This is a genomic window from Micavibrio sp. TMED2 (assembly GCA_002168225.1).
GTDB lineage: Bacteria > Pseudomonadota > Alphaproteobacteria > TMED2 > TMED2 > TMED2.
In genome coordinates this window covers 466,182-489,345 of sequence record NHBH01000009.1, presented here as the reverse complement: position 1 = coordinate 489,345, position 23,164 = coordinate 466,182, and the positions used below count along the sequence as shown (strand labels likewise).

General features: G+C 60.2%; 17 protein-coding genes. 6 read left to right on the top strand and 11 right to left on the bottom strand.

Features of this window, described 5'->3' with window-relative positions:
* Positions 1-156: 156 nt before the first annotated feature.
* The 8 genes from CBB62_13965 to CBB62_13930 form a co-directional block, all read right to left on the bottom strand.
* On the bottom strand, positions 157-1,647 hold the full coding sequence (locus CBB62_13965) for a glycerol kinase (protein ID OUT39475.1): 1,491 nt from the start codon (positions 1,645-1,647) through the stop codon (positions 157-159).
* A gap of 44 nt (positions 1,648-1,691) precedes the next feature.
* Positions 1,692-3,194, bottom strand: a complete 1,503-nt coding sequence (locus CBB62_13960; GenBank protein OUT39474.1) for a glycerol-3-phosphate dehydrogenase — start codon at positions 3,192-3,194, stop codon at positions 1,692-1,694.
* 61 nt (positions 3,195-3,255) lie between these two features.
* The gene (locus CBB62_13955; GenBank protein OUT39473.1) at positions 3,256-4,005 is read right to left on the bottom strand and encodes a hypothetical protein; all 750 of its coding nucleotides are present in this window, start codon (positions 4,003-4,005) and stop codon (positions 3,256-3,258) included.
* A 1-nt stretch (position 4,006) separates the two neighbouring features.
* A complete protein-coding gene (locus CBB62_13950) occupies positions 4,007-4,663 on the bottom strand; it encodes a hypothetical protein (protein OUT39472.1) in 657 nt (218 codons plus the stop codon).
* Positions 4,660-5,115 carry a hypothetical protein gene (locus CBB62_13945; protein OUT39471.1) on the bottom strand — a complete coding sequence of 152 codons (456 nt, stop codon included), beginning with the start codon at positions 5,113-5,115 and terminating at the stop codon, positions 4,660-4,662. Before CBB62_13945 ends, CBB62_13950 begins: the two co-directional genes overlap by 4 nt.
* A gap of 51 nt (positions 5,116-5,166) precedes the next feature.
* On the bottom strand, positions 5,167-6,009 hold the full coding sequence (locus CBB62_13940; protein OUT39470.1) for a hypothetical protein: 843 nt from the start codon (positions 6,007-6,009) through the stop codon (positions 5,167-5,169).
* Positions 6,010-6,026: 17 nt separating this feature from the next.
* The gene (locus CBB62_13935) at positions 6,027-7,826 is read right to left on the bottom strand and encodes a hypothetical protein (protein ID OUT39469.1); all 1,800 of its coding nucleotides are present in this window, start codon (positions 7,824-7,826) and stop codon (positions 6,027-6,029) included.
* A gap of 71 nt (positions 7,827-7,897) precedes the next feature.
* Entirely contained in the window at positions 7,898-8,341 is a 444-nt protein-coding gene (locus CBB62_13930; protein OUT39468.1) for an AsnC family transcriptional regulator, read from the bottom strand.
* Positions 8,342-8,525: 184 nt separating this feature from the next.
* Here CBB62_13930 and CBB62_13925 point away from each other — a divergent pair, with 184 nt between their 5' ends.
* The 5 genes from CBB62_13925 (at position 8,526) to CBB62_13905 (ending at position 17,992) form a co-directional block, all read left to right on the top strand.
* Positions 8,526-9,641 carry an alanine dehydrogenase gene (locus CBB62_13925; protein OUT39833.1) on the top strand — a complete coding sequence of 372 codons (1,116 nt, stop codon included), beginning with the start codon at positions 8,526-8,528 and terminating at the stop codon, positions 9,639-9,641.
* A 224-nt stretch (positions 9,642-9,865) separates the two neighbouring features.
* The gene (locus CBB62_13920; GenBank protein OUT39467.1) at positions 9,866-10,840 is read left to right on the top strand and encodes a C4-dicarboxylate ABC transporter substrate-binding protein; all 975 of its coding nucleotides are present in this window, start codon (positions 9,866-9,868) and stop codon (positions 10,838-10,840) included.
* A gap of 148 nt (positions 10,841-10,988) precedes the next feature.
* Positions 10,989-13,289: a C4-dicarboxylate ABC transporter permease gene (locus CBB62_13915; GenBank protein ID OUT39466.1), complete on the top strand. Its 2,301-nt coding sequence runs from the start codon at positions 10,989-10,991 to the stop codon at positions 13,287-13,289.
* A 135-nt stretch (positions 13,290-13,424) separates the two neighbouring features.
* Complete coding sequence (locus tag CBB62_13910) at positions 13,425-16,802, top strand: IMP dehydrogenase (protein OUT39465.1); 3,378 nt, start codon at positions 13,425-13,427, stop codon at positions 16,800-16,802.
* Positions 16,799-17,992 (top strand): hypothetical protein, encoded by a 1,194-nt coding sequence (locus CBB62_13905; GenBank protein OUT39464.1) that lies wholly within the window; start codon positions 16,799-16,801, stop codon positions 17,990-17,992. The genes CBB62_13910 and CBB62_13905 overlap by 4 nt, the downstream gene beginning before the upstream one ends.
* A gap of 3 nt (positions 17,993-17,995) precedes the next feature.
* On the opposite strand, the gene CBB62_13900 is transcribed toward CBB62_13905, so the two are convergent.
* Positions 17,996-18,484, bottom strand: coding sequence for a bacterioferritin (locus CBB62_13900; protein ID OUT39463.1), 489 nt, complete (start codon positions 18,482-18,484; stop codon positions 17,996-17,998).
* A 163-nt stretch (positions 18,485-18,647) separates the two neighbouring features.
* Entirely contained in the window at positions 18,648-18,935 is a 288-nt protein-coding gene (locus tag CBB62_13895) for a hypothetical protein (protein ID OUT39462.1), read from the bottom strand.
* A gap of 269 nt (positions 18,936-19,204) precedes the next feature.
* Here CBB62_13895 and CBB62_13890 point away from each other — a divergent pair, with 269 nt between their 5' ends.
* Positions 19,205-20,611 carry a pyruvate kinase gene (locus CBB62_13890; GenBank protein ID OUT39832.1) on the top strand — a complete coding sequence of 469 codons (1,407 nt, stop codon included), beginning with the start codon at positions 19,205-19,207 and terminating at the stop codon, positions 20,609-20,611.
* A 15-nt stretch (positions 20,612-20,626) separates the two neighbouring features.
* Here the strand turns inward: CBB62_13890 and CBB62_13885 are convergent, their stop codons facing one another.
* On the bottom strand, positions 20,627-23,071 hold the full coding sequence (locus CBB62_13885; GenBank protein OUT39461.1) for a hypothetical protein: 2,445 nt from the start codon (positions 23,069-23,071) through the stop codon (positions 20,627-20,629).
* Positions 23,072-23,164 lie beyond the last annotated feature (93 nt).

Below are 23,164 nucleotides of genomic sequence, written 5' to 3'. Positions count from 1 at the left end.
TCATTCAGGATTGATCGGATCGGCACTGCATGAGCCATGCAAGCGCAACATATCAACAATGCACCAAATGAAAGAAAGCGCGCGAGGCTAAAAATCGCCGCTAGCCCAGTTATCAACAACCTTTACCAATATGCCACGGGTATTGGCGGTTTTGGGTCAGTTATCGCTGAGAGTCCGGCGCACCGCATCGGCCCAGAGCGCCCGATCCTGCTGCCGCGCATCAGCACCTAACTCCGCCTCAAAACGCCGGTCGAGTGCCCAGCTGTCGGCAAACCCCTCGGCATTCGGCCAGACCCCGACCGCCTGCCCGGCCAGCCATGCGGCACCAAGCGCCGTGGTCTCCAGCACCACCGGACGGTCGACATCGGTATCGATGAGATCGGCCAGCCGTTGCATGGTCCAGTCCGATGCCACCATGCCGCCATCGACCCGCAGTACGGGGATCGAGGCCTGCCCGGAATCCTGCGCCATGGCCTCCAGCAGATCGGCGGTCTGGTGACAAACGGAATCAAGAGCCGCCCGACACAGCTCGGCGGGGCCGGTAGCGCGAGTCAGACCGAACAGCGCGCCACGGGCATCGGCGTCCCAATGGGGTGCGCCCAGACCGGTGAAGGCCGGGACCAGATAGACATGTTGCTCGGGATCGGCCTTGGCCGCCAACTCGCCGGACTGGGACGCATCAGAAATGATGCCAAGTCCATCACGCAACCACTGCACCGCCGCCCCGGCAACAAAGATCGAGCCTTCGAGGCCATAGGCGGTCTTGCCACCGAAACGATAGGCGATGGTCGATAACAAGCGGTGCTCGGAAAACACCGGTTTGTCCCCGGTATTCATCAGGATAAAGCAGCCGGTACCATAGGTTGATTTGATCATGCCGGGCTGGAAACAGGCCTGCCCGATTGTCGCCGCCTGCTGGTCCCCGGCAACACCGCGAATAGGCAGTGCGGCACCAAACAGCGCGGTTTCACAAGTACCGAACTCACCATCGCAATCGAGCACGTCCGGCAGCATGGCGCGCGGCACCCGGAACAGGTCGAGCATGGTCTCATCCCAAGCCTGTTCGGTAATGTTGAACAGGCAGGTACGGCTCGCATTGGTAATGTCGGTCACATGGGCCTTGCCACCGGTCAGGTTCCAGATCAGCCAACTGTCCACCGTACCGAAGGCGAGTTCCCCCGCCTCTGCCCGCGCCCGTGCGCCCTCCACATGGTCGAGCACCCAGGCAATCTTGGTGGCCGAGAAATAGGGATCGAGCAACAGGCCGGTTCTGGCCGTCACATCTGCCTCATGGCCATCGGCTTTCAGCTTCTGGCAGGTCTCGGCGGTGCGACGGTCCTGCCAGACCAGCGCCCGATGGATCGGCTCACCGGTTTCACGATCCCAGATGACAACCGTTTCGCGCTGATTGGTGATCCCGACGGCGGCAATCTCGCTGCTATCGACACCGGCCTTGGCAATGGCCGTTTTGATGGTGTCGAGCGTGGTCTGCCATATCTCATCGGCATCATGCTCGACCCAACCGGATTTCGGGTAATGCTGGGTGAACTCCGCCTGCCCCACGCCAACCGGGCGATACCGGTCGTTGAAGACGATGGCACGGGACGAGGTTGTTCCCTGATCGATGGCAAGCACATGGCCGGACATTGGTTGTTTCCTCTGAGATATTTTGATTATTGCTATTCTTGTTCTTATTGAGCCGCGGCGGCCATGAAGCTCTCCAGCGCCTGCACCTGCTCGACCGAGAACTTCAGTCCCAGCTTCGAGCGACGCCACAGGATATCTTCGGCTGTCACCGCCCATTCATTGGCCATCATCCAGCGGACCTCCCGCTCGCTCAACCCATGGCCGAAATCGACACCGAGGTCGTCGAGAGCATCAGCCTTGCCCAGCACCTCACCGGCCTCTGAGCCATACTGATAGATCAGGCGGCGCACCGTTTGCGTGTCCAGAAACGGGTAACTTGCCACCAGCTTTGCCTCGGCATCGGCAATGCCCTGGGGTGGCAGCTTGCCGCCCGGCAATGTTGCGCCACCGGTCCACGGCTTACCGCGCGCGCCGAGTTTGTCCTCGATATGCTCAAGTGCAGATTCTGCCAGCTTGCGATAGGTGGTCAGTTTGCCGCCAAACACATTGAGCAGCGGCTGTTTCGCCGCCTTGTCGAGTGCCAGCACATAATCGCGCGTGGTCTCCTGCGCCTTGGCCGCACCATCCTTATAGAGTGCGCGAACACCGGCATAGGTTGAGACAATATCGGCCCGGCTCAGGGGCTGCTCGATATAGGCGTTGATGGCCTCCAGCAGATAGTCGATTTCCCCGTCCGTCGCGCGGCAGGATGCCGGATCGGTAACATCATGATCGGTGGTACCAATCAGCGTGTAGTCATGGTGGTAGGGAATGGCGAAGACAATGCGTCCATCCGGCTGCTGGAAGATGAAGGCACGGTCATGCTGGAACAGGCGTTTGACGATCAGGTGACTGCCCTGAACCAACCGCAGATTGTCCGGGTTGTTGCGACCAAAGCAATCACGCAGCACCGTATCCACCCATGGACCGGCGGCATTGACCACCATGCGGGCCGAGACGGTTTCAATCACGCCGTCAGCACGCTGCAAATCCGCAGACCAGCCGCCATCGGCGCTTTCCGTCACTTTAGCCACCGCCGTTCGGGTGTTCACCACGGCACCGCGCGCCGCCGCATCCCGGGCATTCAGGAGCGTCAGGCGGCTGTCATCAACCTGCGCATCGGAATATTCAAAACCGCGCTGAAAAATCGGCAGCAAGCCCGCACCCAGCGGCCCCTCAGCCAGATCGACCTTAGTTGTTGCAGGCAACAGCTTGCGCCCGCCGATATTGTCATAGAGGAACAGGCCGAGCCGGATCAGCCAGGCCGGGCGCATCTGTTTGTGCAATGGCAGAACAAAACGGATCGGACGGATGATATGCGGCGCCATGGCCCAGAGCCGTTCACGTTCAATCAGTGCTTCCCGCACCAACCGGAACTCATATTGCTCGAGATAGCGCAGCCCGCCATGGATCAGCTTGGTCGACCAGGCAGAGGTGGCCCCGCCGAGATCAGCTTTCTCGACCAGACAGACGCTGTAGCCCCGGCCAACCGCATCACGGGCAATACCGGCACCGTTGATCCCGCCGCCGATGATCAGAATATCGAAATCATTTTTGGTATCAGTCATAGACTTACGGGCCTACACCAGTCTGCCGCATTTGCAAACCCCGTGAATCCGGCCTTTCAGTTCAAACGCCGGTCTTATCCGCAAGCAGACTGTTCAGCACATCACCGGTGATCCGCAGATCATCCACGTCATTGCGGGCCAGCGCCATGCGCTGACGATTGAAGGCTCCGCGTATCCCGTCAAGCCGCTCAACCGCCTTGGAGACATCCTGCCACTGGTCATCGGACAGCCCGCCGCGGTCATTCAACCGGCCAATGGTATGGGCAAGGTCGACCGCCATCGGTACGTGATGGTGCAGGAAGTTGCGGGAGCGGACCACATCGCCCGGATCGACGCGGTAATCCTCTCCGATGGCAAGAAGGTCCGCGCGCATGCTGGCAATCGAGCTTTCGGCACCGTGCAATCCATGCTCCAGCGGTATGGCATCAAGGGAGTCGATCGCTGCCCCCAGCCTGCGGAAACCATCGGCCATATCGGCAATCGAGAGCATGGTGTGCTGTTGCAGGATTGATGGCGGTTCCGGTTCAAACATGGCGGTCAGACCGAGCCAGCCGACGAGACCGGCAAGACCCGCCTGCCACCAGATCATCCCGGCAAAGCCATCGGCCAGCAGCACCAACCCGGCTGCCGGAATACCAATCGCGATCTGCCGTAACCAGCCCTGCAGGGGCAGCGGCTCAAGCGACGCCAGATAGCGGGCAACATGGGCCTCGGCAGCCCGCAGGTCGTCACGGTCCTGTATCGGCTGGATCTCCGCCGTTACCTGCCGCATGTCGTCAGGTATCTGCAGTATTGTACCGCCCGCCGTCATCCTACTTTTCACGCTCCCAACCGGATTGAGGCGCGTCGGGCTGGCTAATATCGCTGGGATCGACACCGCCAATGTCCCGGTCGAGGCGCTGGGTCTCCTTGCTGTCCGGGGTCAGCAGACTTTCCTTGCGGTAATAGGCGTGCAGATCGGGTACGGAGATACCCACCAGCGCCCGCACCTCATTGACCGTCTTGTCGAAATGATCCTCGAACGGAAACTGCTCCAGTCGGGTTGCCTTGCTCGCGGCACCGGCACCGAAACCGAGTTTCAGCGCGTTAATGTCGGCATCCTCGAAGTTATAGGGCTTGGGATAGAAATGCTTGGTGGCAAAGGCGAAAAACGCCTCCTGCCAGTGTTTTAGCGCCTTGGTCGCCCCCATGGTGAAGCCGATGACGAACGCCTCGTCCTGCGCGCGCAGCCCACGGCCCAGCAGCACATGAATGGCATCATGGCGCTGCAGCGTGATGGCACCCGGCAGGGCAAATCGTGAGGACGGGTTTTCCAGCAAGCGTATCTGCCACGGGATTGAGGACGCCTCGACCTGTGGCATGCTGGACAAGACCTCACCCAATATCCGCTCGCCATTATCGAGACCGGGGTTCCAGCCCCACCATGGCAGCTTCTCAATCCCTTGCTTATGGGTTTCCTGACGGCTCATGAGCCACTCCCGATCAGGATTTCAACCCGCTGCAGACGTCGTTCATAAGCACGGCGGCTCTCGCCCTGCTGCTGTGGCAGGGGTGCCTGATCCGACATCGCGGCAACGGCAATGCGGCGTTCATCGATGCCGGACTGGACCAGCAGGTCGCGCACCGCCTCTGCCCGCGCCTCAGACTGTTCGCGCTTGGCCGCCGGGGCACCGATGGTGCCGGTATGGCCAACGACACGGACCGGCTGATCGCCACGCATCAGCGCATCATCCATCGCGGTCTGCAGCATTGATTTGCCCTGATCGGCAATCTCGTTACCATCAAACGGGATCAGCCAGCGCCGAACCTTGCGCTGCTGGTACTGGATGCCGCTGAAGCCGACATAGCCGGTAGCCAGGGCGACCAGACCGAAACCGGCACCGAAGCGCAAAATGCGGCGGCGTGAGACCGGTTCTTTCATGCGATTATTCCCCTTGAATCTGGACAGGAACCTGCCCGGATATTGTACCCATCAATTATTCAGCTGCTCGAAGCTGCTGCCATCGAAATCCGCCGCTTCGGCCACCGCAGCGGTCAGACCTTGCCGTAATGCCTCACCATTATCGGCTGAGCGATAGATAACCCGGCTCGGGTCATTCAGTGCGTGATTGCGACCAATACAGAAACCCACGGTCTGGATCACAATCGGCGTTTCGATGGTAATTCGATCCAGCATCTGCAGCATCAGCGCCTTGTCCGAGGCCGCACCATCGGTGACCAGCACGATATTGTATTCGCCATAGCCCGCCTGACGCTGTGCCTGATCCTCAAGCAATTTCATCGCCGATTGCAGGGTCAAGCCGATTGGTGTCCCGCCACCGGGGCGGATGCTATCAATCGCTGGCAGGATCACACCGGGCCGGTTGGGGCCGAGCGGGACCAGAACCTGCACCTGTTCGCCCTGAAACGAGACCAGAGAGATATAATCCTCTGGTCCGAGGCTGTTCAAAAACTCTGATACAGCAGGCCGGACAACCGAGAATTTCGGGTCAGTACCGGGCGCACAGCTGTCGTTGTCGCCCATCGAACCACTGGCATCAATCGCCAGCACATAATTCCGGCGGATACGGTTCTGATCCAGTGACGAGGGCGACAGATCCTCAACACCAACCGTACCGGCCCAACTCATCGCAGCCTTGGTTGCCTGATCCGCTGTCCGCAGTTTCGGCGTGTCGCCCGAGCCATTATTGCTTGAACTGTTTTGGCCCATTTCGGTCAGCCCGGCCATGATGCCGACCACAGCGATACCGATAATGATCGGCAACAAGCCCCCAGAGGGTCTGCGGTAACCGGATGAGCGGCGTTTGCGTCCCATAATCCAGCCCTCCCCGATCAGTTTTCAAGCAGAGTGAATTGCGACGCCTCGGCTTCAACAGCGATGAGACGGAAAACAACCCGCATGTTGGAGAGCCACTCGGCCTTGCTCGCCGGGGCCAGTGGCGTGACGCCATCGCCCGACAGCCCGGTTCTCGGATTTTTGAAGCCAAGCCCAAGCGTCTCGAACTGTGCCGGATCGAGCTGGATACCCTCGGATGAGGCATAGGTGATCAGGCTATCACGAACCGAATTGGCCCGTTCGATCGAGAGATTGAGCGCGGCGCGCACCTGACGCTGGAGGGCAACCTGCCCCACATTGCTCTGGCGGGCCTTGAGATAACCGAGCGGATCGCTGTGCCCCTCGATCACCATCACCGCACCTGCATAGGTCGAGGAGAGATCAACCACACGGCTGAAATCATCGCGGTAGACATCGACCGGGAAGTCGCGCTGGTTCGGCTGGAACCGGATTTCAAACTCGAACAGGGTGGCATCATCGAGCGTGCCCTGCGCCTGCTTGGCCGAGACCACCTGATTGACCGCCGCCGCATTGAAGCTGGGTGCCGCCCGGTCAGGCTTCACAACCCCGGATGCCAGTGCCGCAACCGACCATGACGGGACAATCTCCGATGGCAGGCTGATAGCATGTGTCTCACGGATCAGCCCCAGCCCGGCAAGCGCAGTCTGTGCCTGCCCCATGACCGCCTCGAACCGACGTGGGTTATTCGTGTCTTCATAGAAGGCGGCATTGCCTTTGACCCCGATGGTTTCGGCATCACGGTACAACAGCACCAGATCTTCCGCCGCCGCCGCATCATCGAGCAGCATCAGCGCAGATTGCCGTGCCAGCTTGCTGCCCGTGGCATTGTCGCTGAGCAGGGTATTGCGCACCTGCTCTTCCGAACGCAGCAGGGCATTGACGAATTTCGACACCACATCGGGATAGGCACGGAGGAAATCAGCGCGGACAAAATACTGATCGGCAATGATCCGGTTGGCCGAGCGGGTTGATGCCGCCAGCCTGGCATTCTTGACCACCGGGCCATAAAGCCCACCACCGGTCAGCGCCTCGGCATCCGGCAGGATGACAAAGGCTGCGTCAACGCTCTGATCCTCGACAAAGGCCTCACCCGGCGTTGATCCGGTCAGCCCGGTCAGGTCGCGGGTCCAGCGGATCGTCACATCGTCAACGGTCAGTCCGGCATCCTGCAGCAGCTTGGCCATATAATCGATATGCGGACCATCCTGCTGGATCGCGATGGTGGCACCGCGCAGGTTCTCGATCTTGCAGCACAGATCGCCGCGCACAACCAGTGCATCACCACCGGCAGACCATGAGAGCTGGGCAACCGGCACCATGGCTGTGCGTGGATCGCGCTCGGTTACATCGGTGGCCAGCGCCGCCATCCCGGTGGTCGCCCGCAGGAACGGGCTGTCGCAGTTGAGGAAGGCGCTGACCTGCTTGGCGAAGACATCTTCACGATACAGGCGGACATCCAGCCCGGCATCGTTGAACAGGGTACCGCCCTGCGTCTCCGCAGCTCCATTGGCATTGATGGCAATGGTATCAGCACCCCATGTGATCATCGGCACCGACAGGCTTTCCGGCGGGCGACAGTCACGGGCAGCGGTTTTGACCCGCTCCAGCATCGGTGCCGGGTCGACATAATCGACCGCATGGGCGCTGCTGGTGATACCGGTTATCGCAAGGGTCAGGGATAAAAACAGGCTGGCGAGACCAGCACGAAACTGCATTTTGCGCATAGCGTCCTGCAACTTATTTGGCCGCCCGTGCGGGCGGTAGAAAAACATCATTTCGTCAACATACCAGATTATTTGATTGAATACACAACCATGCCGGTGAGTGCGCCTCACCTATGGCAGGCTTACGGTGAGCGATTGACAACCTCGCGCAGGGCAAAGTTGCTCTCGATCCGCGAGACAAAGGGCAAAGCAGAGAGATGCTCGGTGTGGATACGCTCGAAATCACCGAGATCGCGGGCTGCCACCCGTAACAGGTAATCACTGCTGCCGGACAGGAGATAGCAGACAATAACCTCGGGAATATCCAGCACCGCCGCCTCAAACGCTTCCATCTGGTCCCGCCCGAGCGTCTGCAGGGACATATGCACCAGCACGGTCATCGGCAGGCCGATCAGCTCACGGTCGAGCACTGCCCGGTAACCAGCAATAACCCCGGCTTCCTCAAGCGCCTGAATACGCCGTGAACAGGCGGATGCTGATAGCCCCACCAGCTCTGCCAGCTGCACATTGCTGATCCGGGCATTGTCCTGCAATGCCGTCAGGATTTGTTGGTCAAATTGGTCCATACCGCAGCGCACCCAAAGTTAACGCATGAATAACGCGCTATTTTATAAATCACGCATGATACATGCAAATTGCTGCGCAACATACACTTGATTTGCACGGACATGGCGGCATTTTTTCAATATTCTGGCGTGCAAGCCATGTTTGATGGCCCCACTCTATATTTCTTTCAAGGAGGCAGGCATCATGCGCGTCGGATGTCCCAAGGAAATCAAGAACCACGAATACCGTGTCGGCATTACCCCGGCAGCCGCCCGCGAATATGTTCATGCGGGCCATGAGGTCCTGATCGAAACCCAGGCTGGCAGTGGCATCGGCGCCCATGATGACGACTACCGTAAAGCCGGTGCGACCGTGGTTGATACCGCCGCCGAGGTTTTTGAGCGCGCCGATATGGTGGTCAAGGTCAAGGAACCGCAGCCGACGGAATGGGCCCAACTGAAACCCGGCCAAATTCTCTATACCTATCTCCATCTTGCCGCCGACAAGGCCCAGACCGAGGGTCTGATGGCCAGCGGCTGCACCGCCATCGCCTATGAAACGGTCACCGCACCGGAAGGTGGCCTGCCCCTGCTCGCCCCGATGTCAGAGGTCGCCGGTCGTCTGTCGATCCAGTCCGCGGCCCGCTCGCTCGAAGCACCGGCAGGTGGTGAAGGCCTGCTGCTGGGTGGCGTCCCCGGTGTGGCACCGGCCAAGGTCACCGTGATCGGTGGCGGCGTTGTCGGTACCCATGCGGCCAAGATGGCAATCGGCCTCGGTGCCGATGTCACCATCCTCGACCGGTCACTGCCACGCCTGCGCCAGCTCGATGATCTGTTCGGCGGTCGTGCGCGCTGTCTTTATTCAACCGTCGAGGCCATCGCCGAAAATGTTGCCGCATCGGACGCCGTTATCGGCGCGGTGCTGATCCCAGGTGCCAGCGCGCCGAAACTCGTCACGGCAGATATGATCCGCACCATGCGCAAGGGTACAGTGGTTGTCGATGTGGCGATTGATCAGGGTGGCTGCTTTGAAACCTCCCATGCCACCACCCATGCCGACCCAACCTATCTGGTTGATGGTGTCGTTCATTATTGCGTTGCAAACATGCCCGGCGCAGTGCCGAAAACCTCAAGCCACGCGCTGAACAACGCCACCCTGCGTCATGGGGTGATGCTGGCCAATCTCGGCCTCGAGGCGCTGGTCCGTGATCCGCATTTACGCAACGGTTTGAACGTACATCGCGGCCAGATCGTCAATCAGCAGGTCGCCGACAGCCTGTCGCTCGATTTCTGCGATCCGACCACGGTATTGGCCGCCTGATTGCGGTTTCAACCATCAATCAAAAGCCCGCAAGCCATTGCGCCTGCGGGCTTTTTCTTGTTGCGGCGCACAATAGAAAGACGGGGAAAAATCCATGTTTTCCCTTGGGGTTGGTCAGTGCCTGTGACATAAATTGCGCGATCAATTTGCTTGTCGGGAATTTTATAGCAAATGGCAAACGGTCGAAACCAACGACCGCCCCCAATCCTCTAGGGAGTAAATCAATGAAGTCTTTTATCGCCGCGGCAGCCGCCGTTGCCCTCATCGCATTACCGGGCGCAGCCTCTGCTGCTGACAAGTCCGATTGGCCAGCCAGCTTCACCGTTGGCACCGCCAGCCAGGGCGGCACCTATTTCGCCTATGGCACCGGCTGGGCCAACCTCGTTGCTGAGACCATCGGCGTTCCCGGTGGTTCCGAAATCACCGGTGGCCCGGTTCAGAACCTCGGCCTCGTGCACAATGGCGACCTTGCTTTCGGCCTGACCACCATGGGTCCGGCCCGTGATGCCCTCGATGGCAAAAGCCCGCTGGCACCAGGCGTGAAAATGGACAAGGTCTGCGCCATGTTCCCGATGTACCAGACCCCGTTCTCGGTCACGGTTCTGAGCAGTTCCGGCATCACCACCATCGCCGACATTCCTGCTGGTTCAAAAATCGGTTTCGGCCCTGCCGGTTCGACCTCTGACACCTATTTCCCAGCCATGATGGAAACCCTCGGTGTTGATTTCGACCGTCGTAACGGCAGCTGGAGCGACCTTGGCGGTCAGCTTCAGGATGGTCTGATTGATGTTGTCGCCTTCGCGGCTGGCGTTCCGATCCCTGCGGTCAGCCAGCTTGAGGCACAAACCGATATCAACATCATCGAGTTCACCGAAGAAGAGCAGGCCAAAATCATGGATGCTTTCCCGGTGGCTGCCTTCACCATTCCGGCATCAACCTACAACACGCTGACCGAAGACGCGCGCGCGGTTTCCATGTGGAACTTCGCCATCGCCAACTGCGACCTGCCAGAGAGCTTTGTCTATGAAGCAACCAAGGCGGTCATGGGTCAGCACGACAAGATGATGTCGATCCACAAGGCTGCCCGGACCACTATTCCTGAGAATGCGTCCAAGAACACCTTCATTCCATGGCACCCCGGTGCTGCGAAGTGGTTCCGTGAGAATGGCCAGACCATTCCTGACGACCTCGTATACTGATCACTAAGTAAATGATCATATAATTCGGGCCGCACCATGATCTGATGGTTGCGGCCCGTTTTATGAAGCCCTTGTTTCCAGATACAAACTCACGGGCCAATATCTCTGCCGCGGCAGATCGACATAACAACGACAACAAGATTTACCCATGTCCGATAATCACGACACCCCGAACCCGGAACAGACAGCAAACCCATCGGAGGATAGCTTGCCCACCGATGCAATCGGGCAGGAAGTACCCGGCGCCGCTCAAGGTCCTGAAACCTCACCCCCTGAGGTTTTGTCCCCGGTGATCGCGGAAGGTGTCGATGATGAACCGGTCGAGAGCAACCGGCGTCTGTTTGAAGGCTGGTCCTACTGGTTGATGTTTGCACTGGCCATCGGCTATTCGACCTTTCACCTCGTTTCGCTCAATATCTATCCGCTGGAAACCTGGAGTTTCCGTATCGTCCACATCGCCGGCGCACTCATCCTCGGTTACCTGCTGTTTTCCGGTCGGGCATTTCGCATCTTCCCGGAGGGGGAAGAAACCCCGTCGCTGGTCAAACAGATCGGTTTTACCGGTTTCTTGAGCGCCCTGTTCCTGATCCCGGCCCTCTATACCCTCTATATGGTCTATGAGATGTGGCAGATTATGGCCGATGGCGCACCGCGCATTGACGCAGCGATCGAGACCAACCGCTATGGCTGGCCACTACTGGCCGCCGCTGCTGGCGGTATTATCATGTCGTGGATCCACCGCCGCCACCGAGCCACCTTCAACCTTGCCGATGTGGTGCTGGTCATCTGCAGCCTGTCGGTCGCCGCCTATCTGCTGCTGGTGTTCAACTCACAGATGCGGATGACCACAGGCACACCGTTCGCGCCGATCGGCATTTCCTTTGCCGCCGCTGCCGGTACCCTGCTGATCCTTGAACTGACCCGCCGGGTTGCCGGTCTGGCGCTGATTGTCATTGCCGCGGTTTTCGTCGGCTATGTCTATCTCGGGCCATATCTGCCGGGCTTCCTCAATTATCCCGGTCTCTCGACCCAGCGTTTCTTCAGTCAGGTCTATACCGATGCCGGTATCCTCGGCCCGACAACCGCTGTGTCCTCTACCTATATCATCCTGTTCATCATCTTTGCCGCCTTTCTGCAGGCCTCAAAGGTCGGTGATTATTTCGTCAATTTCGCCTTTGCACTCGCCGGTCGCTCCCGTGGTGGCCCGGCCAAGGTGGCGATTTTCGCGTCCGGTCTGATGGGCATGATCAACGGCACCAGCGCCGGTAATGTAGTGGCCACAGGCTCACTCACCATCCCGCTGATGAAAAAGGTCGGCTATCACCGCAAAACCGCCGGTGCTATCGAGGCCGCAGCCTCGACCGGTGGTCAGATCATGCCGCCGATCATGGGCGCAGGCGCCTTCATCATGGCCGAGATCACCGGCATTCCCTATACCGATATCGCGATTGCAGCGGTCATCCCGGCAATCCTCTATTTCGCTTCGATCTATTTCATGATCGATTTCGAGGCCGCCAAGCTGCATATGCGCGGCATGCGCGAGGATGAATTGCCGAAGCTCAAGGACATGCTCGCCCGTGTCTTCCTGTTCATCCCGATCATCATCCTGATCGTGGCCCTGTTCATGGGCTATTCGGTGATCCGTGCCGGTACACTGGCCACCGCTGCCGCCGCGGTTGTCAGTTGGCTGACCCCATACCGCATGGGGCCGAAATCCATTGCCAAAGCGCTTGATCTCGCCAGCACCATGTCGATCCAGATCATCGCGGTCTGCGCCTGTGCCGGTATCATCGTCGGGGTTATCTCGCTCACCGGTGTCGGTGCGCGTTTCTCCTCAGTCCTGCTCAACATTGCCGATGCCAATCAACTGCTGGCACTGGTCTTTGCCATGCTGATCGCGATCCTGCTCGGTATGGGCATGCCGACCACCGCCGCCTATGCCGTTGCCGCCTCGGTCGTGGCACCGGGGCTTGTGGAACTCGGCATTGAGCCACTGGTCGCCCATTTCTTCGTCTTTTACTTTGCCGTGGTCTCGGCGATCACGCCGCCGGTGGCCCTCGCCTCCTATGCGGCGGCAGGCATATCCGGGGCCGGGGCGATGGAGACATCGGTCGCCTCGTTCAAGATCGGCATCGCCGCCTTCATCGTGCCGTTCATGTTCTTCTACAACACAGCCCTGCTGATGGAAGGAACCTGGCTGCAGATTATTCAGGCCGGTGTGACTGCAGCAGTCGGCGTCTTCCTGCTCGCCTGTGCTGTGCAGGGCTGGTTCTGGGGACGGAATGCTGCATGGCCATCGCGTCTGCTGTTGCTGGTTGCGGCTCTCTGCCTGATTCAGGGCGGCATCATTACCGACGGTATCGGTATTGTGCTCACCGCTGCTGCCTTTGGTCTGCAGCGGGTCATCAAGCCGGGTGACGATATCAAACTGGCGCGTGGTGCCGATTAAGGGGCCAGTTGCGCCCCTGATCGGCCCATGGCACGAATATGTGCCATACGCAAAGCCCGGCTTGTGATAGTCTCGATTGCTGAGTAGAAGCGGATTCGTCACGCCGCAACCTTCCTTAGATCAGTCGGGATTTCCATGAGCATCCGCGTTGCGTTAACCCACCGCACAACCTATCGCTATGACAGCCCCGTCGAGCTCGGACCACAGATTGTCCGCCTCCGGCCCGCGCCCCATTGCCGAACCCCGATCCTGAGCTATTCCCAGAAGATCGAGCCGGTCGAACACTTCATCAACTGGCAGCAGGACCCGTTCGGCAACTTCATGGCGCGGCTGGTGTTTCCAGAACATACCCGGCTGTTTCAGGTGACAGTCGATCTGATCGCCCGCATGGATGCCATCAACCCGTTCGATTTCTTCCTTGAGGAAAGCGCCCATGACATCCCCTTCATCTATGATGATGGCACGCGCAAGGAACTGGCCCCCTATCTCGAGGTAACCGAGAACGGCCCGCTGCTGAAAAAGCTGGTGGCCGATGTCGATCTGACCCCGCGCAGCACCGTTGATTTCCTCGTCGACCTCAACACCATGCTGCACCAGCGGATCGGCTACATCGTGCGGATGGAACCGGGCGTTCAGACGCCGGAAGAGACCCTGACGCGTAAGAAAGGCTCCTGCCGTGACAGTGCCTGGCTGTTCGTCCAGATGCTGCGCCATCTGGGCTATGCCGCCCGCTTTGTCTCCGGCTACCTGATCCAGCTGAAGGCCGACCTCAAATCCACCGATGGTGCCGATGGTCCGGAAGCCGACTTCACCGATCTGCACGCATGGGCCGAAATCTATGTGCCGGGTGCCGGCTGGATCGGGCTTGATGCCACCTCCGGCCTGTTCGCCGGTGAGGGCCATATTCCGCTCGCCGCCACGCCAGCCCCGCAGAGCGCCGCGCCGATCAGCGGTTCCCTCAGCGGCAATGCCAAGGTCGCCTTCGACTTCGATATGCAGGTAACCCGGCTGAAGGAAACGCCGCGCATTACTCGCCCCTATTCGCGCGAAGAATGGGGCGACATTGAGGTGGCTGGCGATGCCATCGAGGCAAAGCTGCAGGCCAGCGATGTTCGCCTGACCATGGGCGGTGAGCCGACCTTTGTTGCCACCAACCACCGCGACGATGAGGAATGGAACATCGACGCGGTCGGCCCCAACAAGCGCGACTATGCCGACAAGCTGATCCGCCGCCTGCAGGCCCGCTTTGCGCCGGGTGGCCTGCTGCATCACGGACAGGGCAAATGGTATCCGGGCGAAACCCTGCCGCGCTGGGCATTCGGCCTCTACTGGCGGGGGGATGGCGCACCGCTCTGGAATGCACCTGACCTGATCGCCCCGGAAATTGTCGAGAGCGATACCACGCCCGGCATCGAAGAGGCGGAGAAGTTCACCCGTGCGCTGGCACAAGCGCTGGAGATCGAGGACGACACGGTCCAACCCGCCTATGAAGACCCGGCCGAGTTCATGTTGAAGGAATACAGCCTGGCCCCGGAGATCGATCCCGTGGATAACAACCTCGCCGATCCCGAGGCACGCGCCCGCATGTCTGCGGTCTTTGATCGTGGCCTGAACAAACCGGTCAGCTTCATCCTGCCCGCCCAGCCGATGCAGGCCAAGGCGGCAGCGGACAAATCAAAGCGGCGACGGCATTTCCGCTGGCAGAGCGAGCGCTGGAAAACCCGGCGCAAGGCACTGTTTCTGGTGCCCGGTGACAGTGCGGCCGGTTACCGCCTGCCGCTCGGCTCACTCGCCGGACGCGATGGTGACCCGCTGCAGACCATCCACCAGCTTGACCCGTTCGAGGTACGTGGTGACCTGCCTGCCCGTGGCCCACAACGGCAATCCCGGCTGGCGCAGGAGAGCAAGCTGCGCGAACAGCAGATTGATACGGTCGAAGGTAACTTCACTACCGGCTATGGCTTCAATGCCGAATTCGATGGCGATGGCCCGGCGGTCAAAACCGCGTTGGCCGTGGAGCCGCGCGACGGCAAGCTGTGCATCTTCATCCCGCCACTGCGATCAGCCGATGAATATGTCGATCTGATACAGGCAGTCGAGGAAGTCGCCAGCGACCAGCAGATGCCGGTGCAGATCGAGGGCTATGCCCCGCCCCATGACCATCGCATGAATGTCATCAAGGTCACGCCCGATCCCGGTGTCATCGAGATCAATATCCATCCGGCCACCAGCTGGCGCGAACAGGTGGAGATCACCAAAGCGCTGTATGAGGAAGCCCGGATGGCCGGGCTGGATGCCTCGAAGTTCCATATCGATGGCCGCCCAGCCGGTTCCGGTGGCGGCAATCATATCGTGGTCGGCGGTGCAACGGCGAGCGACAGCCCGTTCCTGCGCCGCCCTGATCTGCTCGCCTCGCTGGTCCGCTACTGGCAGAACCACCCGTCGCTGAGCTACCTGTTCTCCGGCTTGTTTATCGGCCCGACCAGTCAGGCACCACGCTTCGACGAGGCCCGCCATGACAGCCTGTATGAGCTGGAAATCGCACTGGCACAGGTACCGGACCCGACCAAATCCGGACAAGCCGACTGCCCGCCATGGCTGGTTGACCGCCTGTTCCGCCATCTGCTTGTCGATGTCACCGGCAATACCCACCGCTCGGAAATCTGTATCGACAAACTGTACTCGCCCGACGGCCCGACCGGTCGCCTCGGCCTTGTGGAGTTCCGCGGCTTCGAGATGCCACCACACCCGGAGATGAGCCTCGCACAACAGCTCATCATCCGTGCCCTGATCGCCCGGTTCTGGGACCAGCCCTATCACGGCAAGCTACGCCGCCATGGCACCGCATTGCATGACAAATTCATGCTGCCCTATTTCCTCTGGCAGGATTTTGAGGAAGTGCTGCAGGAAACCAGCGATGCCACCGGTGTTCATCTTGATCCCGACTGGTTCAAGGCACAGTTCGAGTTCCGGTTCCCGCGCTGCGGCACGGTACGTTATGACGGTATCGAGCTTGACCTGCGTATGGCACTGGAACCATGGCATGTGCTTGGTGAAGAAGGGGCCATCGGCGGCACCATGCGGTTTGTCGACAGCTCTCTCGACCGGTTGCAGGTCAGCGTCACCGGCGTTGCCGATGACCGTTATGCGGTGACCTGTAACGGCATCGCCCTACCCCTGCACCAGACCGGCCAGCCGGATCGTCAAATCGCCGGGGTGCGGTTCCGCTCATGGCTGCCGTCATCCTGTCTGCACCCGACCATCATGCCCCATGGCCCGCTGGTCTTTGACATTGTCGATACCTGGAACGGTCGCAGCATCGGCGGCTGTACCCATCATGCGGTGCATCCAGGCGGTCGCAATTTCGAGACACGCCCGGTCAATGAGCAGGAAGCACAGGGCCGCCGTGAAGTCCGGTTCAGCCCGACCGGCCATACCCCCGGCCCATTCCAGCCACGCTATGTACCGATCGCGCCGGAATTTCCCTACACCCTTGATCTGAGGCGGTTTTGAGCAGTTTTGACGAACTGATTATCGAAGCAGGTGTCGCTCCGGGCACTGGGATGCGCGATCATTACGATCTCGACCCGGCGCTGATATTCCTCAACCACGGCTCATATGGCGCGGTGGCGAAGCCGCTGAAGGCAGCACAGGATCGATGGCGGCTTGAGATCGACCGCAATCCCGATGGCTTCATCCGGGATCGCTGGCCGGAACTCCAGCGCGCATCCCGTACGGCGCTTGCCGCGTTTCTCGACACCGAAGCGCATCAGATCGGGCTGGTAGCCAATGCCACCTCGGGCCTGCAGGCAGCGGCCGTGGCGGCACCGCTCAAGCCCGGCCAGAAAATACTGATTACCAACCAGACCTATCCAGCGCTGACCAATATCCTGCGCCATGTCTCGGCCCTGCGTGGCACCGAGATCGTCACCATCGATCTGCCGAGCACACCGGAGAGCGGCACATATCTGCTCGACAGGCTGGAGACCTACCTCGCCGATGATGTTGGCCTGATGGTGGTGGATCACATCACCTCACCCACCGCGACCCGCTTCCCGGTTACTGATGTTATCCGCATCTGCAAGGCACAGGGCGTGCCGGTTCTGGTGGATGGTGCCCATGCGCCGGGGCATGTGCCGCTGAACCTTAGCGAGCTTGATGCCGACTGGTATGTGGGCAATGGCCATAAATGGCTGGGCGCACCGCGCGGCACTGCCTTTATCTGGAGCCATGAAAAATGGCTGGAGCGGACCGAAACCCCGGTCATCTCGCATAATTTCGGCAAGGGCTTTGAAGCCGCCTATGTCCAGTATGGCACGATTGATTACAGCGCCTGGGCCAGTATTCCCGACGCCCTCACATGGTACCGCAAGCTGGATCAGGCCGGTGCCTTCGCGCACGCCAAAACCCTAGTGGCCACGAATTACGCCGAGATTGCCGACCGGCTTGAAGCCGACCTGATAACCGATCCCGATGATCCCGGCATGATGGCGGCCATGTTGCTGCCCCGTGACTATACGGCAGACATGGCAATCCCGCTGCGGCTCGCGCTACAGCGGGATCATGGGATCGTTGCCGTGTTTATTCCCTGGCAAGGGCAGCGCCTGATCGCCCGGCTGTCCTGCTACAGCTATTCCAGCCAGAATGATCTGGATACCTATCTGTCAGCAGTCCCGGTGGCACTGCACAGCCTGAGAAGCTGAGCCTTACTCTTCGATCTCGTTGGCCGGGTCGGCTTGCAGCAGACCGTAATTGGCCTCACCGAGGCGCTCGAACAGCTCAAGCTGGGTTTCGAGGAAGTCGATATGGTTTTCCTCATCGGCGAGCAGCTTCTCGAACAGGTTCTTGGTGACGTAATCGCCCTCTTCCTCACAGGCTTCGCGTGCTTCCTTGTACAGGGCACGGGCGCTGTATTCACCCTTGAGATCGCATTCGAGGACTTCCTTGAGATTGGTGCCGATCATCAGCGGGTTGAGGGTCTGCAGGTTCGGGTGACCGCCGAGGAAGATGGTGCGTTTGATGAGGTCATCGGCATGGACCATTTCCTCAAGGCTCTCCTCGCGCTCTTTCTTGGCGAGTTTGGTGTAGCCCCAATCCTCAAGCAGGCGGTAGTGCAGCCAGTACTGGTTGACCGCCGTCAACTCGTGGCGAATTGACTGGTTGAGAAATTCGATGATGCGCTTGTTACCCTTCACGGCTGGATATCCTTCTCTCGTGATATGCGGTTGTTAGGTACAGAAATAACGACGCCAGACAAAATGTCGAGCACCAATTTAGAAATATTCTAAAAAAGGGCAAATTTTCAGAAATCAGGCCAAGATGTTGAAAATAAGAGTAATTTTCAACGGCGAAGGATAATCAGCCGGTGGCTTTGGATTGTTCAGCAACTGCAGCGGGTTGCAGGTCCTGCTCGGTCGGGCAGGCACAGCCGTTACAGGCAGCAGCGCCGGAAGTGACCGCATCCTGAATAACGCTGGTCATCAGTGGAACACACCGGGCACAGCACGGAGTCTCGCCCAGCGCCTTGAAGACGCTGCCCGCTGTCACGCGACCGGAGCCGCCGCCAGATGCCATATCCTCGGCAACCCCTTGGGCCGCACTGCGGATATCCTGACATTTGATTACGTTACAGTGACAAACGATCATAAAGAGAAAGCCGTATCCGGAACCCAGTTAGAGGACAGCATCGAAGGGAAAACCGGGCACCAGCCCATTCAAATCCCCGCCAAATCCACTGTGTTTCATACTATATCCAGTTAAACCGTGATTGCGAATGATTTTCAATCACGTTTTCGATTTTCCCCGTGATAACGCAGTCGCACCGGAAAATCACGTATAAATTGATGCGTTTTCCCGCAGCATTCGGTACCTATACAGGGCATCGAAAAAAAACCAAGAATGCCCAAGCACATAACATGACCCGTCGCACAAAAATCGTTGCCACCGTTGGCCCCGCCAGCAGTTCCGAGGAAATGCTCCGTAAACTCGCCGAAGCCGGCGTCAATGTCTTCCGCCTGAACTTCAGTCACGGCACGGCGGATGATCACCGTGAGCGCGTGAAATCCATCCGCAAGATCGAGAAGGAACTGGGGCGACCGATCTCCATCCTGCAGGATCTGCAGGGGCCGAAATTCCGCGTCGGCACCTTCGCCGATAACGGTGCCAAGCTGGAAGCCGGACAACGTTTTATCTTCACCCTCGATGATGTGGTCGGCGACACCAAACGGGTGAAGCTGCCGCATCCGGAAATCTTCCGCTCGATCATGCCCGGCAACGAGCTGATGGTTGATGACGGCAAGATGCGGTTCCGGGTTACCGGTATCACCGATGACGAAATCACGACCGAAGTCATGCTCGATGGCACGCTCCGGGATCGCAAGGGCGTAAACCTGCCCGGTGCCGATATCGATATTCTGGCTCTGACCGAAAAAGACCTCAAGGATGCCGAAACCGGCAAGGAACTTGGCGTTGACTGGGTTGCCCTGTCCTTTGTCCAGCGCCCCGATGATCTCTATGAGGCACGCAAGCGGATCGGCGACAATGTCGGCCTCTGCGCCAAGATCGAGAAGCCCGGCGCGATCCGCCATCTGGAAGAGATCGTGCGTCTGTCCGATGCCATCATGGTTGCCCGTGGTGACCTCGGTGTCGAACTGCCACCGGAAGATGTGCCCGGCTATCAGCGCGATATCATCAGCGCCTGCCGCAAGGCCGGCAAGCCGGTGATCGTCGCAACGCAGATGCTGGAGAGCATGATCACCGCCCCGACCCCGACCCGCGCAGAAGCATCCGACGTTGCCACCGCCGTGTTCAACGGCAGTGATGCGGTCATGCTGTCGGCGGAGAGTGCCGCCGGTGACTATCCGGTCGAAGCGGTCAGCACCATGGCGCGGATCATCACTTCGACCGAGGGGTACAGCAATTACCGGTCGATCATGTCGATCGACCATCAGGACATTCACGACACCGTGCCCCATGCGGTCGCCAAATCGGCTACCGATCTGGCCGACAATATCCGCGCCCGTGCGATTGTCGTGTTCACCGCCAGCGGCACCACCGCATCACGGATTTCCCGTGAGCGCCCGATGATCGAAACCATCGCCTTCGTCCCCAACCGCGAGGTTGCCGGACGGGTTGCGATGCAATGGGGCGTGCGCCCGGTGATCGAGCCGGAGAGCTTTGACATGGAAGGGATGCAGAACGCGGTAACCAAGGAGTTGACCGAGCGCGGCATTGCCAAGCCCGGCGATCCGGTGGTGATCGTGGCAGGCTTCCCGTTCGGCGTCAGCGGTTCCACCAACCTCGTCCGCGTCCATACGGTCTAGGCTGTAACCCGCACCCTATCGCTGTGAGAAACCAAGCTCAGCCGGGAACAGATCACGGACAACCAGGCCATCACGCTCGCCGAAGGTATAGCGCAAGGACAGCCCGGCGATATATTCCGTGTAGTCGGATGCGCTCGCCCCACCGGCAAAGCCGATCAACTGCCAGCGCGGGCTGATCAGATAGGCACCCTCGACCAGCGCGGACAGCGCCAGCGCCTTGCTGTTGCTGGCGGCAAAGCTGCCGAAGCCCGGATTTTCCGGCAAGATCGGCGAGGATGCCTCGTCAAAGGTTTCATAACCGATCGAGGCCGTGCCACGGAACAGGAAGTCCTTGTACTCCGTGGTCTGGAAATTCATGTCCAGCGAGACGCGGTGAAACTCCTGCGGGCTGAAATAGCCGCCATGCCCGTAGGTGAAAAAGAACTCGTTCTCGCTATAGGTCTCGTAGCGATAGGACGGACCAATACCGAAATGCTCGAACCCGCCGAGATCGAGGTCGTATGAGATACCGGCACCGATACCGAGCCGGTCATTCTCGACGATATTCTCCCCGATGAAGGTTGAGGCCAGCGCCTCGCCGCTGACGGTCCAGCGCTCACCCAACGGCACCACTGCCTGCACCCGCGGTCCCGCCTCCACCACCCGGCCATAGGCGTCACCGGTCACCGGATCATCGATCCCGGCGAGCGAGAGCAGGCTGTCGCGCCGCGATGATGCGGCCAGACTGGCGCTCGCTCGCCAGCCGGACTTGCCGTGATAGATCACGCCGACTTCGCCGGTCGGCAGCGGGCTGACCTCACCGGTCAGCGGCGTTGTGCCAAGCTGGGCAAAGGGCTGTATCTGCGCCTCATAGGTCCAGCTGAAGCTTGGCTCCATGGCATAGAGATCGTCGGTCGGATCAAATCGTCCCATGGCCCCTACCGGCGTCGGGGTACCGACGAGATCGCCTGGGCGCGGGGTCTCGGTATCAATGATCGGCGCGCGGACAATACCGGCCACCCGGTGCCGTCCGATCGGCACGCCCAGCGCCAGTGTCGGCGCCGCGCTCAGAAAGCGGTCCTGCCCCGGCTCGCCATCGGTGTAGCGCACCGCCAAACCGGCCTGCATCCACGGATCGCCGATGCCATGCAACCCGATGGCCTCCAGCCCCTTGCCCGCCACGAGAGATGCGGTCTGCACATGATCGCGGGCCAGAGCCTGATCCCGTCCGACAATGCGCAGGGTCCGGGCAACCTCGCCCGACTGGTTGGCGGCGATACCGATAAGTTCCTCGAACTCGTCATCAGCGGCGAGGCTGAGGGCCAGCCCCTCGGCATTATCCACCGCGTCCTTGCTATCCAGCAGCTGCTCGAACCGTGAGGCCGCCGCCCGGTACTCATTGAGGTGATAGCGTGACCAGGCAGCGATCTTCATGGCCGCGTCATGAATATCCGCATCCGCCTTGCGCTGTTCCTCGGCCAGCGCATCGGCCATGTCCCGTGCCCGCGCATAATCACCGGCATCGAAAGTTTTCTGCACCTCGGACAGGCGGATAATCGCCTTCTGATCCTGTACCTGCCCCTTGAGCCCGTCATTGCCGAGGCGATCGGCGACCTCCGCCACCTCATCAATCAGGGCCAGTGCCGTTTCGATATTACCGCTCTCGATCTCCGCCTGTGCGGCGAGCAGGGTCACCTGTCCCTGCAGCGCCACCACCCGTGGCGATTGCCCGTCGAGTTGCTCCAGCACCAGCCGCGCCTGATCCAGATTGCCGCGCTTCAGGGCAATCGCGGTGGTGCCGAGATAGGCATCCTCAGCAGCGCCCCAGTCAAGCGCCCGCTCGAACCAGCGCCGGGCGGTGCCGGTATCGCCACGCTCCAGCGCCGCATAGCCGAGCCGGATTGCCGGGCCGGGCTGGGCCGCGGTCATCGCCGCCGTTCCGGCCGCACGCAGGCGACCATCGGCCAAGGCATCGGCAAAACGGCGCACCGCGAGATGCTGGCCAAGCACCGCCAGATACTCCACATCACTCTCACTACCGACCGCATATTGCCGTTCCAGTTCCAGCAACATGCTGGCGGCGGACAGTGACAGCGCATCAATCGCCTGCCCGAGTACCGGCATACGCACCGTGGCAAGCGGGCAGTCAGTGACCAGATCACGGTGATATGCAATCAGGGCGGCAGGATCATCGTCGCCGTTGTTCAACCCGACCGGCACGGGGGCGAGACAGGCCGCATCTGTCGTAAGGTCACGGGTCGCACTGATCCCGGCGGAGAGATCAGCGACCTGCACAAAGCTGTCGGTTATCGGATTGGCGTCCGCAGGCGCCTGCACCGCCGGTGCCGGGCTGCCATCGCCCTGCCCTGAGAGGACGGCAATGCCGGTCAGCGCCGCGCTGCCGATGGCAAGCAGGGTCAGCCCTGCGCGCATCGGGCGTAATCTGGCCGGTCCGGTTTTGTCAGCGTCTGGCACGCGCATGGATACAGGCAAAGCACGAAGGGTTGAACTTATCCGCTGATATTATGCCGGACAGAACAGTGCTTGCCGGAGAGATCACCAGTTGACGGGGAC

What these genes read in the sequence shown, in the direction of transcription:
- CBB62_13885 (OUT39461.1), bottom strand. Translation starts at nt 23,071, where the DNA reads ATGCGCGTGCCAGACGCTGACAAAACCGGACCGGCCAGATTACGCCCG.
- CBB62_13910 (OUT39465.1), top strand. Translation starts at nt 13,425, where the DNA reads ATGAGCATCCGCGTTGCGTTAACCCACCGCACAACCTATCGCTATGAC.
- CBB62_13955 (OUT39473.1), bottom strand. Translation starts at nt 4,005, where the DNA reads ATGACGGCGGGCGGTACAATACTGCAGATACCTGACGACATGCGGCAG.
- CBB62_13940 (OUT39470.1), bottom strand. Translation starts at nt 6,009, where the DNA reads ATGGGACGCAAACGCCGCTCATCCGGTTACCGCAGACCCTCTGGGGGC.
- CBB62_13895 (OUT39462.1), bottom strand. Translation starts at nt 18,935, where the DNA reads ATGATCGTTTGTCACTGTAACGTAATCAAATGTCAGGATATCCGCAGT.
- CBB62_13945 (OUT39471.1), bottom strand. Translation starts at nt 5,115, where the DNA reads ATGAAAGAACCGGTCTCACGCCGCCGCATTTTGCGCTTCGGTGCCGGT.
- CBB62_13960 (OUT39474.1), bottom strand. Translation starts at nt 3,194, where the DNA reads ATGACTGATACCAAAAATGATTTCGATATTCTGATCATCGGCGGCGGG.
- CBB62_13965 (OUT39475.1), bottom strand. Translation starts at nt 1,647, where the DNA reads ATGTCCGGCCATGTGCTTGCCATCGATCAGGGAACAACCTCGTCCCGT.
- CBB62_13890 (OUT39832.1), top strand. Translation starts at nt 19,205, where the DNA reads ATGACCCGTCGCACAAAAATCGTTGCCACCGTTGGCCCCGCCAGCAGT.
- CBB62_13915 (OUT39466.1), top strand. Translation starts at nt 10,989, where the DNA reads ATGTCCGATAATCACGACACCCCGAACCCGGAACAGACAGCAAACCCA.
- CBB62_13950 (OUT39472.1), bottom strand. Translation starts at nt 4,663, where the DNA reads ATGAGCCGTCAGGAAACCCATAAGCAAGGGATTGAGAAGCTGCCATGG.
- CBB62_13935 (OUT39469.1), bottom strand. Translation starts at nt 7,826, where the DNA reads ATGATGTTTTTCTACCGCCCGCACGGGCGGCCAAATAAGTTGCAGGAC.
- CBB62_13920 (OUT39467.1), top strand. Translation starts at nt 9,866, where the DNA reads ATGAAGTCTTTTATCGCCGCGGCAGCCGCCGTTGCCCTCATCGCATTA.
- CBB62_13930 (OUT39468.1), bottom strand. Translation starts at nt 8,341, where the DNA reads ATGGACCAATTTGACCAACAAATCCTGACGGCATTGCAGGACAATGCC.
- CBB62_13925 (OUT39833.1), top strand. Translation starts at nt 8,526, where the DNA reads ATGCGCGTCGGATGTCCCAAGGAAATCAAGAACCACGAATACCGTGTC.